Annotated in this window: 14 protein-coding genes; 10 read left to right on the forward strand and 4 right to left on the reverse strand. The window is 72.8% G+C overall.

Features of this window, described 5'->3' with window-relative positions; all coding sequences use genetic code 11:
- The first annotated feature begins 119 nt into the window (after positions 1-119).
- The 7 genes from sigE (at position 120) to ACFWDO_RS00365 (ending at position 6,378) form a co-directional block, all read left to right on the forward strand.
- Positions 120-749, forward strand: a complete 630-nt coding sequence (sigE, locus tag ACFWDO_RS00335) for an RNA polymerase sigma factor SigE (RefSeq protein WP_380317925.1) — start codon at positions 120-122, stop codon at positions 747-749.
- A complete protein-coding gene (locus tag ACFWDO_RS00340; protein ID WP_380317928.1) occupies positions 746-1,732 on the forward strand; it encodes a zf-HC2 domain-containing protein in 987 nt (328 codons plus the stop codon). The genes sigE and ACFWDO_RS00340 overlap by 4 nt, the downstream gene beginning before the upstream one ends.
- Complete coding sequence (locus ACFWDO_RS00345; RefSeq protein ID WP_380317931.1) at positions 1,729-3,111, forward strand: S1C family serine protease; 1,383 nt, start codon at positions 1,729-1,731, stop codon at positions 3,109-3,111. The genes ACFWDO_RS00340 and ACFWDO_RS00345 overlap by 4 nt, the downstream gene beginning before the upstream one ends.
- Before the next feature lie 62 nt (positions 3,112-3,173).
- Positions 3,174-3,593: a Sec-independent protein translocase TatB gene (locus tag ACFWDO_RS00350; RefSeq protein WP_380317934.1), complete on the forward strand. Its 420-nt coding sequence runs from the start codon at positions 3,174-3,176 to the stop codon at positions 3,591-3,593.
- 70 nt (positions 3,594-3,663) lie between these two features.
- A complete protein-coding gene (gene trpS, locus ACFWDO_RS00355; protein WP_380317937.1) occupies positions 3,664-4,731 on the forward strand; it encodes a tryptophan--tRNA ligase in 1,068 nt (355 codons plus the stop codon).
- Positions 4,728-5,282 carry a 2'-5' RNA ligase family protein gene (locus tag ACFWDO_RS00360; protein WP_380317940.1) on the forward strand — a complete coding sequence of 185 codons (555 nt, stop codon included), beginning with the start codon at positions 4,728-4,730 and terminating at the stop codon, positions 5,280-5,282. Before trpS ends, ACFWDO_RS00360 begins: the two co-directional genes overlap by 4 nt.
- Positions 5,283-5,292: 10 nt before the next feature.
- Positions 5,293-6,378, forward strand: coding sequence for a YihY/virulence factor BrkB family protein (locus tag ACFWDO_RS00365; RefSeq protein WP_380317943.1), 1,086 nt, complete (start codon positions 5,293-5,295; stop codon positions 6,376-6,378).
- Here the strand turns inward: ACFWDO_RS00365 and ACFWDO_RS00370 are convergent.
- Genes ACFWDO_RS00370 through sdhC form a run of 4 tightly spaced genes read right to left on the reverse strand, consistent with a single transcriptional unit; the run spans position 6,362 to position 9,836 of the window.
- Positions 6,362-7,138, reverse strand: coding sequence for a succinate dehydrogenase iron-sulfur subunit (locus ACFWDO_RS00370; protein WP_380317946.1), 777 nt, complete (start codon positions 7,136-7,138; stop codon positions 6,362-6,364). The genes ACFWDO_RS00365 and ACFWDO_RS00370 overlap by 17 nt on opposite strands.
- Positions 7,138-8,973, reverse strand: coding sequence for a succinate dehydrogenase flavoprotein subunit (gene sdhA, locus ACFWDO_RS00375; protein WP_380317949.1), 1,836 nt, complete (start codon positions 8,971-8,973; stop codon positions 7,138-7,140). Before sdhA ends, ACFWDO_RS00370 begins: the two co-directional genes overlap by 1 nt.
- Positions 8,974-8,988: 15 nt before the next feature.
- Positions 8,989-9,453 carry a succinate dehydrogenase hydrophobic membrane anchor subunit gene (locus tag ACFWDO_RS00380; protein WP_380317952.1) on the reverse strand — a complete coding sequence of 155 codons (465 nt, stop codon included), beginning with the start codon at positions 9,451-9,453 and terminating at the stop codon, positions 8,989-8,991.
- Positions 9,453-9,836, reverse strand: a complete 384-nt coding sequence (sdhC, locus tag ACFWDO_RS00385; protein ID WP_380317955.1) for a succinate dehydrogenase, cytochrome b556 subunit — start codon at positions 9,834-9,836, stop codon at positions 9,453-9,455. The genes ACFWDO_RS00380 and sdhC overlap by 1 nt, the downstream gene beginning before the upstream one ends.
- 183 nt (positions 9,837-10,019) lie before the next feature.
- On the opposite strand from sdhC, the gene ACFWDO_RS00390 reads away from it, so the two are divergent.
- From ACFWDO_RS00390 to ACFWDO_RS00400, 3 genes are all read left to right on the forward strand, one after another.
- Positions 10,020-11,138: a mannose-1-phosphate guanylyltransferase gene (locus ACFWDO_RS00390; protein WP_380317958.1), complete on the forward strand. Its 1,119-nt coding sequence runs from the start codon at positions 10,020-10,022 to the stop codon at positions 11,136-11,138.
- On the forward strand, positions 11,135-12,328 hold the full coding sequence (locus ACFWDO_RS00395; RefSeq protein ID WP_380317961.1) for an amidohydrolase: 1,194 nt from the start codon (positions 11,135-11,137) through the stop codon (positions 12,326-12,328). Before ACFWDO_RS00390 ends, ACFWDO_RS00395 begins: the two co-directional genes overlap by 4 nt.
- Before the next feature lie 172 nt (positions 12,329-12,500).
- Positions 12,501-13,598, forward strand: a complete 1,098-nt coding sequence (locus ACFWDO_RS00400; protein WP_380317964.1) for a BMP family protein — start codon at positions 12,501-12,503, stop codon at positions 13,596-13,598.
- Positions 13,599-13,711: the final 113 nt, after the last annotated feature.

Genomic DNA, 13,711 nt, shown 5'->3' on the forward strand with positions numbered 1-13,711 from the left:
TGATGGCGGGTCCTCCACGGCGCGGTCGCCGGCGGGGCGGCCGGCGCGGGTGATGCTGCGGTGATCGTACGCGGGAACGTCGCGGCGTGCCCGGACGTTGCCGTGGGACGATGGTGATGATGACGACCGACCCCGCTCCCGTGCAGGACGTGCCCGAGGCCCCCGCCGAGGCGGGCTTCGGCGTGCCCGAGGACGCCGCCTGGACGCCCCCCACGTGGGACGAGATCGTGCGCGAGCACTCGGCGCGCGTCTACCGGCTCGCGTACCGGCTGAGCGGCAACCGGCAGGACGCCGAGGACCTGACCCAGGAGACGTTCCTGCGCGTCTTCCGCTCCCTGTCCAGCTACACGCCGGGGACGTTCGAGGGCTGGCTGCACCGCATCACGACCAACCTCTTCCTCGACCAGGTGCGGCGCAAGAAGCGCATCCGCATGGAGGCGATGGGAGACGACGCCGCCCGCGTGGCCGCGCCGGAGGACCACGGTCGCCCCGAGCGCGGCTTCGAGCACGCGAACCTGGACCACGACGTGCAGGCGGCCCTCGACGCGCTGCGCCCCGAGTACCGCGCCGCCGTCGTGCTGTGCGACATCGAGGGCCTCAGCTACGAGGAGATCGCGGTCACGCTGGGCATCAAGCTCGGCACGGTCCGCTCCCGCATCCACCGGGCCCGCGCGCAGCTCCGTGACGCGCTGGAGCACCGTCGCGCGGAGGTGACGGCGCGGGACGCGAGCGGCGGGGTGCCGTCGTGACGGGCTACGCCGGGGGCGGCCACCTCGGACCGTGGGTGAGCGACGTCGCCGACGGCCAGCTCGACGCCGCGTCGACGGAGCGGGCGCTGGTGCACGTCGCGGGCTGCGAGCGCTGCGCCGCGGAGCTCGACGCCGCCCGGGCGGCGCGCCGGGCCCTCGCCGGGGCCCGTGACGTGGCGCCCGACCCGGAGCTCACGGACCGCCTCCTCGCACTGTCGGCCTCGATCCCGTCGACGGCGGGGGACCCGTTGCGCGACCGGGGCGACGTCGTCGGCTGGGAGCGCCCCGCCGCGTGGGCCCCGACGCTCTCCGGGCAGCTCGGCGCGCGGCGCCGGCACCGCACGCGCCGCTTCGTCGCCGTCGGCGCGGGCGGGGTGGGCGTGCTCGGGGTGGCGCTCTTCGTGCTGGGCCAGGCCCCGGTGGTCAGCCCCGACCCGTCGCGGGCCGCGGCCCTCACCCTCCTGGCGGGCGCGGAGCCGGTCGGCGCCTCCGACGCGGCGGCCGCGCGCGCGAGCACCGCGGAGTCGATCGCGTGGCTGTCCGAGCACGGCTGGGCCGCCCCCGCGGCGCTGCCCGTCGGCTACGCGATCACCGCGCTGCGCACCGACGGCTGCACCGCGACCGACGGGTCGTCCACCGGGTCGGTGGAGCTGGACGTGTCCGGGCCGGACGGCAACGCCGTCGTGTGCCTGCGCCAGGGGCGGCTCGCGGACCTGGGGCCCGCCGTCGACGGCGCGGGCGTCGCCGGGTCGGGGGGCCTCGAGGTCCACGACCACGACGTGCGCGTGCTCTCCAGCGAGCCGTGGCACGTCGCCTGGCAGTCGGGCGACACGGCGCTCGACGTCGTCGCCGACCTTCCCGCGGACGCGCTCGCCGAGCTCGTCGCCGCGTTCCCGGGCACCACCGCGGGCGACGACGCCGGCGTGCTGCACGAGATCACCCGCGGCTGGACCACCATGACAGGAGCCCTCTGGCGCCGATGACCGCACCGTCCCGCCCTGACGACGACGACCTGTTCGCCCCGCCCGAGCCGCCGGCGCGCGCCCCGGAGCCCGAGCCGCCGGTCGTGCCGGTCGTCCGCGCGCTCCCCGCCTCGCCGTTCCCGCCGACGCTGTCCCCGACGCCGTCGGACGCGGCGCACGCCCCGGCCGCGGACCACGCCGGCGCCGCGGAGGACCACAGCGCCCCCGCCGCGGACCATGTCGCGCCGACGGGCCACGCCCCGGCTGGACCGGCGACGCGCCGACGCCGGCCGGGCACGGCCGCCGTCGTGGCCCTCGCCCTGGTGGCGGGCGCGGTGGGCGGCTTCGTCGGGGGGCGGGTCTCCGACGCGCTCGACGACGGGCGCCCCACCGACGCGGCGCTGCCGACCTCCGGCACGGGTGGCGCGGCGACGGGCGCCTCCGCCGGGGCGGCGCGGCCCGACGGCTCGGTCGCCGCGCTCGCCGCGCACGTGCTCCCGAGCGTCGTGTCGATCCAGGTGACGGGCGCGGACGGCGTGTCGACGGGCTCGGGGTTCGTGCTGCGCGAGGACGGCTACATCCTCACGAACAACCACGTCGTGGCCCCGGCGGACGGCAAGGGATCGGCCCGCGTGACGTTCTCGGACGGGCGGGAGCGCGACGCGAAGGTCGTGGGGCGCACCGCGGACTACGACCTCGCCGTCATCAAGGTGGACGAGGACGGGCTGGAGCCCCTCGTCCTCGGCGACTCGGACGAGGTGGTCGTCGGCGACCCGGTGCTCGCCGTGGGTGCGCCGCTGGGCCTGGACTCGACCGTCACGACAGGGATCGTCAGCGCGCTGCACCGGCCGGTGCAGGCGGGCGACGAGACCGGGGGAGCGACCGCCGCGTTCATCGACGCCATCCAGACCGACGCCGCGATCAACCCGGGGAACTCCGGGGGGCCGCTGATCGACGCCGACGGCGAGGTGGTGGGGATCAACTCCGCGATCGCGCAGCCGCCGGGTGCGCTGGCCGCCACGGGCAACATCGGCCTCGGCTTCGCGATCCCGTCGTCGCAGGCGCGCCACACGGCGGAGCAGCTCATCGAGTCCGGGCACGCCACCTACCCGGTGATCGGGGCCCTGCTCGACACGTCGTACTCGGGCGAGGGGGTCAAGGTCTCCGACGGCTCCCAGCAGGGGCAGGCGGCGGTGACCCCCGATGGCCCCGCCGACCGGGCCGGCATCCGGCCGGGCGACGTGATCCTCTCGGTCGACGGCAGGCCCGTGACCATGAGCGACGCGCTCATCGTGGCCATCCGCGCGCGCCAGCCCGGCGACGCGGTGACGCTGCGCGTGCGCACGAACGGGCAGGAGCGCGAGGTGCGCGTCGTGCTGCAGGAGAGGGAGTCCGAATGACGTCCGTGCCCAGTTTCCGTCGCGGCGTCCGCGCCGCCTCCCGCGGGCGCTAGGCTGCTCCCGTGTTCGACATCAACGGCGGTGAGTTCCTCATCATCGTGGTGCTCGCCGTCCTGCTGATCGGACCCGAGCGCCTCCCCGGGTACGCCTCCCAGCTCGCGTCGCTCGTGAAGCGCGGCCGGCGCATGCTCCGGGACGCCAAGGAGCGGGTGGACACCGAGCTCGGCCCCGAGTTCCAGGACGTGGACTGGTCCAAGCTCGACCCCCGCCAGTACGACCCGCGCCGCATCGTGCGCGAGGCGCTGGCGGACGACGACGACGACATCCCGGCGCGGGCGCCCGCGCCGGCTGCGACGGCCGCAGCGGCGGGCACCGCCGCAGCGGCGGGCACGGCCGGCGGGTCCGCGGGCGCCGCCGCCACGAGCACCTCGGAGCAGGCGGAGGTCACGGTGCCGGCCCCGTTCGACGACGAGGCCACGTAGCCGTCGCTCCGGCGGCCCTCCTCCTGGACCGGTTTTCGACGGGCCCGGGCGACCTGCCACAATGGACGCCATGCCCGACGTCGCCACCTCATCGTCCCCGCAGCGCGGAGCGTCCGCGCCGGGGCTGCCCCGCATCTTCTCCGGCATGCAGCCGACCGACGGGTCGTTGCACCTCGGGAACTACCTGGGCGCGCTGGCCCAGTGGGTGGCCCTCCAGGAGGGCCACGAGGCGTTGTACTGCGTCGTCGACCTGCACGCCCTGACGGTGAACCCGGACCCGGCGGCGCTGCGCGAGCGCACCCGCCGCACGGCCGCGCAGTACCTCGCGGGCGGCATCGACCCCGAACGGTCGATCCTGTTCGTGCAGTCGCACGTGGCCGAGCACGCGGAGCTGGCGTGGCTCCTGTCGTGCCAGACCGGTTTCGGCGAGGCCGGCCGGATGACGCAGTTCAAGGACAAGTCGGCCAAGCAGGGGTCCGAGGGCACCACCGTGGGCCTGTTCACGTACCCGGTGCTCATGGCCGCGGACATCCTCCTGTACGACACGGCGCTGGTGCCGGTCGGCGAGGACCAGCGCCAGCACCTCGAGCTCACCCGCGACCTCGCGGAGCGCCTGAACGCCCGCTTCGGCGAGGGCACCGCCGTCGTCCCCGAGGCGCACATCGTCAAGGCCGTGGCGAAGATCCAGGATCTGCAGGAGCCCACGGCCAAGATGAGCAAGTCGAACGCCGGCGGCAAGGGTGTCGTCTGGCTGCTGGAGGACCCGAAGAAGGCCGTCAAGGCGATCAAGTCCGCCGTCACGGACGCGGACGAGTCCTACGGCGTGCGCTACGACCCGGCCGCCAAGCCGGGCATCTCCAACCTGCTGACGATCTTCTCAGCCGTCACGGGGCGCGGCGTCGACGAGATCGCCGCCGAGTACGACGGCCGTGGCTACGGCTACCTCAAGGTGGACCTGGCCGACGCCGTCGTCGCCTTCCTCGAGCCGTTCCAGACGCGGGCCCAGACCTACCTCGCGGACCCGGCGCAGCTCGACAAGGTGCTGGCCGACGGCGCCGAGCGCGCGCGGGACATCGCGCGGCCGGTGCTCGACCGCGTCTACGACCGGTTCGGCCTGCTGCCGCGAGGCGCCCGGTGAACTTCCCTGACCGCGGGCCTGCCCAGGTGCGGATCGGCGTCGCCATCGCGGTGCCCGAGCCGTACGGCACGCAGCTCCAGGAGGCGCGCGCCCGGCTCGGCGACCCGCTGGCGAACTCCATCCCGCCGCACATCACGGTGATCGGCCCGACGGTGGTCGACGAGTCGCTGCTCGACGCCGTGGCGGAGCACCTGGAGAAGGTGGCGTCAGAGACGGCCCCGTTCCGCGTCCACCTGCGCGGGGCGGGCACGTTCCGCCCCGTCTCGCCGGTCGTGTTCGTGTCGCTCGCCGAGGGCATCGCGGAGTGCGAGCGGCTCGAGACCGCCGCGCGGTCGGGCGTGCTGGCCCAGGACCTGCGGTTCAACTACCACCCGCACGTCACCGTCGCGCACGAGGTCACCGAGGCCGACCTGGACCGCGCCTTCGTCGAGATGGCCGACTTCGACGGCGTCTTCGAGGTGGACCGCCTCTGGCAGTACGAGCACGGCGACGACGGTGTGTGGCGCCCGCAACGCTCGTTCCGGCTCGCGGGGGAGCACCCGGCTCCCTAGGGTCGCGGTTGTGAACGACCGACTCGTCCAGGCCAAGAGCCGGTCCGTCGTCGCGTACCAGTGGTTCAAGAGCCTCCGGCCCGTGCGGTCCTGGTACTGGTACGTCGACCGCCGCGGCGCCCTCCTGTGCGGCGGCATCGCCTACACGGCGATCTTCTCGCTCTTCGCCGCGCTGACCATCGGCTTCACCGTGTTCTCGCGGGTGCTGGACGGCCGGAAAGAGCTCCAGGAAGCCGTCTTCAGGCAGATCAACACGTGGCTGCCGGGACTCGTCGGCGAGGGTGACAAGTACGTCATCCAACCGTCGCAGCTGGTGCTGCCCAGTGTGATCACCTGGTACAGCGTGACGGCCACCGTGGTGTTCCTGTGGACGGCGATCGGGTTCATGCGGGCCCTGCGCATCTCCGTGCGGTCGATGTTCGACCAGCCGGTGGTGGGTGTCAGCCCCGTGCTGTCGAAGATCTGGGAGCTGCTGGGCTTCGTCATCCTCGGGGCGATGATCGTGGCCTCCGCCGCGGCGAGCATCCTGTCCCAGGCGGTGAGCCGGCGGGTCGAGGACCTGTTCGGCGGGTCGTTCGTCGTCGCCCAGGTCACGGCGCTGGGATCTGCCGCGGTCGGGGTGGCCCTCGACGCGCTGCTGGTCTACCTCATCGTGCGCGTCGTGGCCCGGGTGCGCCCGCGCCGCACGCGCGACTTCGTCCTCGGCTGCCTCGCGGCGGGCGTCGTGGCGGGAGTGCTGCGCTGGCTGGGCACGTCGGTCGTGGCCGCCGGCGCGGAGCGCAACGCCCTGCTCGCCGCGTTCGCCGGCCTCGTGACGGTCCTGGTGCTGGTGAACTTCGTCGCGCGGGTGCTGCTGCTGGTGTGCGCGTGGATCTACGACCCGCCCCGCCTGGACGAGATCGCGCGCGCGGAGGCGGAGGTCGCGGCGATGCGCGACGCGGCGGAGATCGAGCGCGTCGTCCGGCGCGGGCAGGGGTCCGGAAAGCCGTGGAGCCCCGTCGTACGCGGGGTACGACGGGGCTCCTACGCCATGCGGATGTCCAGCGTCCGCCGGGTGGGCCGGCGGGCGGGACGGGGCGTCAGAACGCGCGGGTGATCATCGCGCGCTTGACCTCCTGGATGGCCTTGGTGACCTCGATGCCGCGGGGGCAGGCCTCGGTGCAGTTGAAGGTCGTGCGGCAGCGCCACACGCCCTCCTTGTCGTTGAGGATCTCCAGGCGCTGGGTGGCGCCCTCGTCGCGGCTGTCGAAGATGAACCGGTGCGCGTTGACGATCGCGGCCGGGCCGAAGTACTGCCCGTCGGTCCAGAACACGGGGCACGACGACGTGCACGCGGCGCACAGGATGCACTTGGTGGTGTCGTCGAACCGCTCGCGGTCCTCGGCGGACTGCAGCCGCTCGCGGCTCGGCTCGTTCCCCGACGTGATGAGGAACGGCATGATCTCGCGGTAGGAGGCGAAGAACGGCTCCATGTCGACCACGAGGTCCTTGACCACGGGCAGGCCCTTGATGGGCTCCACGGTGATCGGCTTGTCCGGGTTGACGTCCTTGAGGAGCGTCTTGCAGGCGAGCCGGTTGCGGCCGTTGATCCGCATGGCGTCGGAGCCGCAGACCCCGTGAGCGCACGAACGGCGGAAGGTCAGCGACCCGTCCTGCTCCCACTTGATCTTGTGCAGCGCGTCGAGCACGCGGTCGGTGCCGTGCACCTGGACGACGAAGTCGTCCCAGGTCGACTCCTCGCCGTGCTCCGACTCGGGGTTGTACCGCCGGACGCGGAGCGTGACCTCGAAGCTGGGGACGGCGCCGGCCTTCGGCTCGGCCGACGGGGCAGCGGGGTTCTCGAGAACAGCAGTCATCAGTACTTCCGCTCCATGGGCTCGTACCGGGTCTGGATGACGGGCTTGGACCCCAGGACGACCTTGTAGTCCCCGAAGTCCTCGACGTGGTCGAAGTAGCCCGGGACGTGGCCGTCGCCGGCGTCGGGGGCCGACGTCGGGCGGCGGTACGCCATCGTGTGCAGCATGTAGTTCGCGTCGTCGCGGGCGGGGTAGTCCTCGCGGTAGTGCCCGCCGCGCGACTCCTTGCGGTTCAGGGCGGCGACGACGGTCACCTCGGCGATGTCCAGCAGGAAGCCGAGCTCGATCGCCTCGAGCAGGTCCGTGTTGAACAGCTTGCCCTTGTCCTGGACGGACACGTTCCGGTACCGCTTCTGCAGGTCGCGGATCGTGGCGAGCGCCTCGTTCAGCGAGTCGCCGGTGCGGAACACCTGGGCGTTCGCGTCCATGGTCTCCTGCAGCGCCTGGCGGACGTCGGCGACGCGCTCGCCCTCGGGGCGGTCGCGCATCTCGGCGAGCTGGGCCTCGACGCGGGCGGCCGGGGCCTCCGGCAGCTCCGCGTGCTGGGCGACCGTCTTGGCGTACGCGGCCGCGGAGCGGCCGGCGCGCTTGCCGAAGACGTTGATGTCGAGCAGCGAGTTGGTGCCCAGGCGGTTGGAGCCGTGCACGGACACGCACGCGACCTCGCCCGCGGCGTAGAGGCCCTTGACGACGTTGTGGCTGTCGCGGAGCACCTCGCCCAGGATGTTGGTCGGGACGCCGCCCATCGCGTAGTGCGCGGTGGGGTACACGGGCACGGGCTCGGTGTACGGCTCGATGCCGAGGTAGGTGCGCGCGAACTCGGTGATGTCCGGGAGCTTCGCGTCGATGTGCGCGGGCTCGAGGTGCGTCAGGTCGAGCAGGACGTAGTCCTTGTTCGGGCCGGCGCCGCGGCCCTCGCGCACCTCGTTGGCCATCGACCGGGCGACGATGTCGCGCGGCGCGAGGTCCTTGATGGTGGGGGCGTAGCGCTCCATGAAGCGTTCGCCGTCCGCATTGCGCAGGATGCCGCCCTCGCCGCGGGCCGCCTCCGACAGGAGGATGCCCAGGCCGGCCAGGCCTGTCGGGTGGAACTGGAAGAACTCCATGTCCTCCAGGGGCAGGCCGCGGCGGTACGCCAGCGCCATGCCGTCGCCCGTGAGGGTGTGGGCGTTGGAGGTGGTCTTGAAGATCTTGCCCGCGCCGCCGGTCGCGAAGATGATCGCCTTCGCCTGGAACACGTGGATCTCGCCGCTGGCCAGGTCGTAGGCGACGACGCCGGTCGCGTTGACCTCGGCCCCGTCTTCGATCTGCTCGGTGGTGAGGTCGTGGTCCGTCAGCAGGTCGAGGACGTAGAACTCGTTGAAGAACTCCACCTGCTGCTTCACGCAGTTCTGGTAGAGCGTCTGCAGGATCATGTGGCCGGTGCGGTCCGCGGCGTAGCAGGCGCGGCGCACCGCGGCCTGGCCGTGGTCGCGGGTGTGCCCGCCGAACCGGCGCTGGTCGATCCGGCCCTCGGGCGTGCGGTTGAAGGGCAGGCCCATCTTCTCCAGGTCGAGGACCGAGTCGATGGCCTCCTTCGCGAGGATCTCCGCCGCGTCCTGGTCGACCAGGTAGTCACCGCCCTTGACGGTGTCGAACGTGTGCCACTCCCAGTTGTCCTCCTCGACGTTCGCGAGGGCCGCGGCCATGCCGCCCTGGGCGGCGCCGGTGTGGGAGCGGGTGGGGTACAGCTTGGAGATGACGGCGGTGCGGGCCTCGCCGGAGGCCTCGAGCGCCGCGCGCATGCCGGCGCCGCCTGCGCCGACGATGACGACGTCGTACTGGTGTGTCTGCATCGGGGGAGCCAGTCCTTAGTTCGCGGAACAGATCGACGGCAGGAGGTTCGCCGGTGCGTCCGGCGGGCACGGGTTGAACGTGAAGATCACGAGGGTGCCGAGCACGACGACGATCACGAACGCCAGGTACAGCAGCCCCTTGAGCACCATGCGGGTGGTGTCGCGCTGGGCGTAGTCGTTGATGATCGTGCGCACGCCGTTGGTGCCGTGGATCATCGCGAGCCACAGCATCAGCAGGTCCCAGACCTGCCAGAACGGGGAGGACCACTTGCCGCCGACGAAGGCGAAGTCGATGGCGTGCACGCCGTCGCCCACCATGAGGTTGACGAACAGGTGCCCGAAGACGAGCACGAGCAGCACGACGCCCGACGCCCGCATGAACACCCAGCTGTACAGCTCGTAGTTGCCGCGGGTGGTCTTGCGGCGCGCGTACGGGGAGCGCGGTGCGGCGAGCGCGGACGGGGTCTGGGTCTGAGCCATCAGTGCCCACCTCCGAAGACGTTCATCAGGTGCCGCGGCAGGAAGCCGGCCATCGTCACGACGAACAGGCCGACGACGATCCAGAGCATGGCCTTCTGGTACTTCGGGCCCTTGGCCCAGAAGTCGACCAGGATCACGCGGATGCCGTTGAACGCGTGGAAGACGATCGCGGCCACCAGGCCGGCCTCCCCGAGTCCCATGATCGGCGTCTGGTACGTGCCGATGACGGCGTTGTATGCCTCGGGCGAGACCCGGACGAGCGCCGTGTCCAGGATGTGCACGAGGAGGAAGAAGAAGATGAGCACGCCGGTCACGCGATGCGCGACCCAGGACCACATGCCTTCACGGCCGCGGTAGAGCGTGCCAGCAGGTGCTGTAGGCACGGGGGGAGCCTCCGTTGGCGGATTCTGTGTGGATTCCGTTCACGGCCACTGTAGTGACATCCGGTCGCCTCCCGGCACACGAGGTCCGGCAAACCGGGACGGCTCGGGGCGTTTCGTGACCCATCCCACAGGGTTGACGTCGCGCGAGCCGTCGCCGTCAGCACGCGTCACTATGCTGCGGACATGACTTCCCGACCCGTCCCCGGGTTCTTCGCCGTGGTCCCGGCGGGGGGCGCGGGCACCCGCCTGTGGCCGCTGTCCAGGGCGGGCGCCCCCAAGTTCCTGCACGACCTCGCGGGCACCGGCCGCTCCCTGCTGCAGGGCACCGTCGACCGGCTCCGGCCCCTGACCGGTCCCGGTGGGGTGGTCCTCGTCACGGGGGAGCAGCACGTGGCCGCCGCGCGCGAGCAGCTCCCCGGGCTCGGCGACGACGACGTGCTCGCCGAGCCGTCGCCGCGCGACTCCATGGCTGCCATCGGCCTCGCCGCCGCCGTGCTCGAGCGGCGGCACGGGGACGTCGTCGTCGGCTCCTTCGCGGCGGACCAGGTCGTGTCCGGCGCGGCCGCCTTCGACGCCGCGGTGCGCGAGGCGGTCGAGGCCGCGCGCGCGGGCTACGTCACGACGATCGGGATCGCGGCCTCGCGCCCGTCCGTGGCCTTCGGCTACGTGCACAGCGGCGAGCCGCTGGGCGTCGAGGGCGCGCCGAGCGCCTTGCACGCGCGCGGCTTCACGGAGAAGCCGGACGCCGCGACCGCCCGCGAGTACGTGGCGTCGGGCGAGTACCGCTGGAACGCGGGCATCTTCGTGGCCCGCAGCTCTGTGCTCCTGGGGCACCTGGCGACCCACCGCCCCGCCCTGCACGACGGGCTGCGGCAGATCGCCGCCGCGTGGGACACACCGCGGCGCGCCGAGGTCGTGGCCCGGGTGTGGCCGGGGCTGGAGAAGATCGCGATCGACCACGCCGTCGCGGAGCCGGTGGCCGCGGAGGGCGGCGTCGCCGTCGTGCCCGGCACCTTCGGCTGGGACGACGTCGGGGACTTCAACTCGCTCGCCGCGCTCCTGCCGTCGGACGACGACGGGGGGTCCAAGGTGCTCGGCGACCCCGCCGACGTGGTGCGCGTGCAGTCCGCCGGATCCGTCGTCGTCCCGGGCGGCGACCGGGTGGTCGCGCTGCTCGGCATCGACGACGTCGTCGTCGTCGACACCCCGGACGCGCTGCTGGTCACGACCCGGGCCCGCGCCCAGCAGGTCAAGGACATGGTCGACGCGATGCGGACCCACGGCCGCGAGGACGTCCTGTGAGCGCCGGCACCGGCACCGGCGCGCGCCTCGACGAGGTCGTCGGCGCGCTGGAGGCGGAGCTGATCGCCGTGCGGCGCGACGTGCACGCCCACCCGGAGCTCGCCCGCCAGGAGGTGCGCACCACCGCGCTGGTGGCCGACCGGCTGCGTGCTGCCGGCCTCGAGCCCCGGCTGCTGGAGGGCTCGGGGCTGGTCTGCGACATCGGCCCGGGGCGCACGGCCGACGGCCGCGGCCGGGTGGCCCTGCGTGCCGACATCGACGCGCTGCCGCTCGAGGACTCCTGCGGGCTGCCGTTCCGTTCCGTCGTGCCGGGCGTCGCGCACGCCTGCGGTCACGACGTGCACACGGCGGTCGTGCTGGGCGCCGGGCTGGCCCTCGCGGCCCTGGCCGACGAGGGCCTGCTCGAGCGCGGCGTGCGGCTCGTGTTCCAGCCCGCGGAGGAGGTCACCCCCGGGGGCGCGCACGACGTCATCGGGCAGGGCGCGCTGGACGGCGTGGACCGCATCGCCGCGGTGCACTGCGAGCCCAAGCTCGACGTCGGGCAGGTCGGCACGCGCATCGGGCCGATCACGTCCGCGTCCGACACCGTGACGGTCACGCTGTCCTCGAGCGGCGGCCACACCTCGCGCCCGCACCTCACGGGCGACGTCGTGTACGCGCTGGGCCAGGTCATCACCCAGGTCCCCGCGGTGCTGGGCCGCCGGCTCGACCCGCGCTCGGGCGTGAACCTCACCTGGGGCGCCGTGCACGCGGGCAACGCGCACAACGCCATCCCCGCCACGGGCACCGTGGGAGGCACGCTGCGCTGCCTGGACGTGCGCGCCTGGGAGCGCGCGGGCCAGGTGCTCCACGACGCGGTCGAGCAGGTCGTGGCCCCCTACGAGGTGGACGTGACGGTGCGGCACGCGCGCGGCGTCCCGCCGGTCGACAACGACGCGGCGGTGACCGGGGCGCTGGAGGCCGCGGGGGCGGCGGTGCTCGGGCCCGACGGCGTGGTGCTCACGGAGCAGTCGCTCGGCGGCGAGGACTTCGCCTGGTACCTCACCAAGGCCCCCGGCGCGATGGCGCGGCTGGGCACCGCGACGCCGGGGGAGCGGCGCTACGACATCCACCGGGGCGACCTGGTGGTCGACGAGCGGTCGATCGCCGTCGGGGCCCGGCTGCTGGGACGTTTCGCGCTGCAGCCCTGACCCGCCGGAAAGTTGCCGGTGTGTTCCCGGGAGGTGCCGCGTCGATACCGCTTCGGTAACGACTCCTGCAGGTTCACCGCTTGCGGTTCTCGGCGCGGTCGCCGGTGGCTAGGCTCACCTCGGTGACGGGCCGGACGATCCTGGCCCGACGATCGATCGACAGGAGCGACAGGTGAAGAGAGCGATCCAGCTCACCGCCCTCGCCGGCGTCGCCGCGCTCGCGCTGGCGGCCTGTGCGGAGGCCCCCGAGGAGTCCGGCGGCGGTAGCAGCGCCGCGACCGCGGTGGAGGGCTTCAAGCCGTGCATCGTCTCGGACCAGGGTGGGTTCGACGACAAGAGCTTCAACCAGCTCAGCTTCGAGGGGGCGACCGCGGCGGCGGACGAGTTCGGCGTGAAGCTCACGTCCGTCCAGTCCCAGTCGGAGAGCGACTTCAAGCCGAACGTCGAGTCGCTCGTCGGTCAGAACTGCAGCCCGATCGTGTCGGTCGGCTTCGCGTTGTCGGCCGCGACGATCGAGTCGGCGAAGGCGAACCCCGAGACCGAGTACATCATCATCGACGACGCGGCGGACGCGGACTTCGACGGCAAGACGGACGCCGAGAACATCAAGCCGCTGCTGTACGACACGGCGCAGGCCGCGTTCCTCGCCGGCTACCTGTCCGCGGGCTACTCGCAGACGGGCAAGGTGGGCACCTTCGGCGGCCAGCCGTACCCGACCGTGACCATCTTCATGGACGGTTTCAAGCAGGGCGTCGAGTACTACAACGAGACCAAGGGCAAGAAGGTCGAGGTCGTGGGCTACTCGGGCGGCGAGGAGGGCTCGTTCACGGGCGGCTTCGAGGCCAACGAGACCGCGAAGACCACGGCGCAGAACATCATCGACCAGGGCGTCGACGTGCTCCTGCCGGTGGGCGGGCCGATCTACCAGTCCGCGATCGCCGCGATCCAGGACTCGGGCAAGGACATCGCGCTCATCGGCGCAGACGCGGACCTCTTCGAGTCCGACCCGTCGACGCAGGACTACGTGCTCACGTCGGTCCTCAAGGCGATGGACCTGTCCACCGAGGAGGCGGTCACGGCCGCCGGCAAGGGCGAGTTCGACGCGACGCCGTACATCGGCACCCTCGAGAACGAAGGCGTGGGCATCGCCCCGCTGCACAACTTCGAGGACAAGGTCGACCCGGCCCTCATGGACGAGGTCAAGGACCTGCAGCAGAAGATCATCGACGGCGACGTGACGGTCAAGTCGTACCTCTCCGGCCAGGAGTGACCGACCGCTCGACCTACCGATGACGCTCGTGCGCGGGCCCCGCGGAACACCCCGGGGCCCGCGCACGACGTATGCGGGGCGGCGGCGACGTCGCCCCGGTGAGAGGCTGACGA

Source organism: Isoptericola sp. NPDC060185, from assembly GCF_042728595.1.
Classification (GTDB): domain Bacteria; phylum Actinomycetota; class Actinomycetes; order Actinomycetales; family Cellulomonadaceae; genus Isoptericola.